Raw genomic sequence first — 2,395 nt, 5'->3', positions numbered from 1 at the left:
TTTTGGATTTTTGTTTTATGCGTTTAAGAAATCAAGGCTAAGCGAAGTTGAGTTAGGTGTTTTAGCTAGCTGGGTGTTTATTTTAAGCACTAAATTCTTTTATACAACTTCTTTACCTTTAGAATTTATGTTTTGGTTCTTACCAGTATTATTCATACTGGCGCAGATTAACGCGGATTCATCAGCGCGGATCAGCGCGGATTCTTCATCGGCGTCCATCGGCGGTTTGTGGAGCTACAGGTTTCAGCAAGGCTCTGTTAAAACTTTAGCGATATTTTTCGTTTTGCTAATTTTATTAACTGCAACTTTGGGTGGTTTATATTTCTCGGTTCAAAGATGGCTGGCTGAAAATAATTTTGCGAATGTTGTAACCGCGTCAAACACGGCTAAGCCCGAAGAAGCTGTCAAAAATAGGGATAATGTTTTAAATGGTATATATTCTTCGGTTACAGATAATCCTTACGAAGTTAGATATTTTAGGGCTTTGTCGCAGGTATTATTCCAAAAATTAAACGATGTGTTTACAGAAATTAATTCTAGAGAAGGTGCCGAAAGGCAACCTAAAGCCGAAGAATCAACTCTTATACAAAATTTAACCATTAGAACAGTAAATGCTGTTCAAGAGGCTTCTAAATTAGATCCAAACAATGTCGAAGTGATAGTTAATAACGCAGAATCTTACAGAAACTTGGTTCCGTTAGTGCAGGGTTCGGAAGATTTAGCTATACAGAGTTACGAAAAAGCTATTATTCTAGAGCCAATTAACCCATTTATTAAAACTCAATTAGGGCAGTTGTATTTGGTTAAATCTAATTTGTTTAATCAGCAGGGAGAGGTAGATGAAGATCTAGTAACTAAATCCAGGAATGTTCTAGAAGAAGCTTTAAAGTTGAATCCAAACTATGCTAACGCTAGGTATTTCTTTGCCCTAATACAAGACAAAGAAGGAAATAAGAAAGAAGCGTTGGAAAACTTTAAGATATTAAAATCGACCAACCCAGATAATAAACTAATAGAGGAAATAATTAAGAATTTAGAACAAGGTTTGCCAGCGCTGGGTGTTCCGCCTAAACCAGCTACACCACCAAATTCTTCTAAAGCAAAAGAGACAAAGGGGATACCGGCTAAATAGCGCTAGAACAAGCTAAAAGCCTCAAGATTATACATCTTGAGGCTTTTTTGATATTATCTATTTGTTAATAAAATATGGGCCTGTAGCTTAGTGGTAGAGCAGCCGGTTTGCATCCGGCAGATGGGAGTCCGATTCTCCCCAGGTCCACAAAATAATAATGTAATCCTACTTCGCTCTGTAAATTTACAGAGCTACGCAGGATGGAAAAGCTCTACTTCTAAAGTAGAGCTTTTCCACTTTGTGGATATGTTTTGTTGTTGTGCTTGTTTAAATAAAAGTTTAAAATGTGGAGTACAGGGTTACAGAAGTGGGAGAATGTGGATAATAGTGTGCATAAGTCGGTCAGAAAGGGGATAAGTTCCAATTTATCCTGCGAGCTTCGCGAGTAGCTGATAAATTGAGAACCCCGCCCTCTATTCTCTATGTATTATGTTTATGTTTTAAAAATAAATAGAAGAGGAATATATATAGGCTACACAGAAGATTTGAAGCGTAGATTTAAAGAACATAGCAAAAGTAGTAAATGTGTTCTTGTTTATTACGAAGCATATGAGTCTTCTGATTTGGCTAGAAATAGAGAGAGAAAATTAAAACAATATAGTGGAGCATTAAGAGCGTTAAAGAAGAGGATAAATATTTAAAGAGGGCGGGGTGATCGAGTTTTTGTTCAATCACTACGTTCTTGAAAAAACTCGTCATGTTCATCGGCGAATACCATCACACCATAGATGCAAAAAGGCGTTTGGCCGTGCCGGCTAAATTTAGAAAAAGAATCGGTGAAATGGCGGTGTTAACTAAGAGTTTGGATAATTCTTTGGTTTTATATCCAATGAAAGAATGGGAAGAGCTTGCTACTAAGCTTTCAAAATTACCAGTAGGGCAATCGGGTACAAGAAGTTTTGTTAGAACAATGCTGGCGGGTGCCACAGATGTGGAAATTGATTCTTTGGGTAGAGTCTTGATTCCAGATTATTTAAAAGATTTTGCCGGTTTAAAAAAGAATGTGGTGATAGCGGGTTTATTTAACAGGTTAGAAATTTGGGACGAAGAAAATTGGAACGAGTATAAAAAGAATTCGGAAAAATCGACTCCAGAAATTGCTGAGAAATTAGGAGAATTAGGAATATATTAGCTTTCAGCTTCATTAGCTTCATTAGAGTTTAGAAAATAAAAAATATGACTAACAAGCTAACGAAGCTAACAGCTAACGAAGCTGGGCATGTGCCAGTACTTTTAAAAGAAGTTATTCAGTATCTTGATCCA

The 2,395-nt window shown here is 36.5% G+C and carries 3 protein-coding genes and 1 tRNA gene; all 4 read left to right on the top strand.

Going from position 1 to position 2,395, the window contains the following annotated elements; all coding sequences use genetic code 11:
• A partial coding sequence (locus tag Q8Q95_04070) for a hypothetical protein (protein MDP3764768.1) occupies positions 1-1,132 on the top strand: 1,132 nt, incomplete at its 5' end.
• Positions 1,133-1,208: 76 nt separating this feature from the next.
• Positions 1,209-1,279, top strand: a tRNA-Ala gene (locus Q8Q95_04065).
• A gap of 275 nt (positions 1,280-1,554) precedes the next feature.
• Positions 1,555-1,773: a GIY-YIG nuclease family protein gene (locus tag Q8Q95_04060; protein MDP3764767.1), complete on the top strand. Its 219-nt coding sequence runs from the start codon at positions 1,555-1,557 to the stop codon at positions 1,771-1,773.
• A gap of 56 nt (positions 1,774-1,829) precedes the next feature.
• Positions 1,830-2,264 (top strand): division/cell wall cluster transcriptional repressor MraZ, encoded by a 435-nt coding sequence (gene mraZ / locus Q8Q95_04055; protein ID MDP3764766.1) that lies wholly within the window; start codon positions 1,830-1,832, stop codon positions 2,262-2,264.
• Positions 2,265-2,395: the final 131 nt, after the last annotated feature.

Source organism: bacterium (assembly GCA_030697795.1).
Classification (GTDB): domain Bacteria; phylum Patescibacteriota; class Minisyncoccia; order JACQLN01; family JACQLN01; genus JACQLN01.
This window is presented reverse-complemented; position numbering and strand designations above follow the sequence as displayed.

Excerpts from the sequence above, each read along its gene's own strand:
- Q8Q95_04060 (MDP3764767.1), top strand. The coding sequence starts at position 1,555 with ATGTATTATGTTTATGTTTTAAAAATAAATAGAAGAGGAATATATATA.
- mraZ (MDP3764766.1), top strand. The coding sequence starts at position 1,830 with ATGTTCATCGGCGAATACCATCACACCATAGATGCAAAAAGGCGTTTG.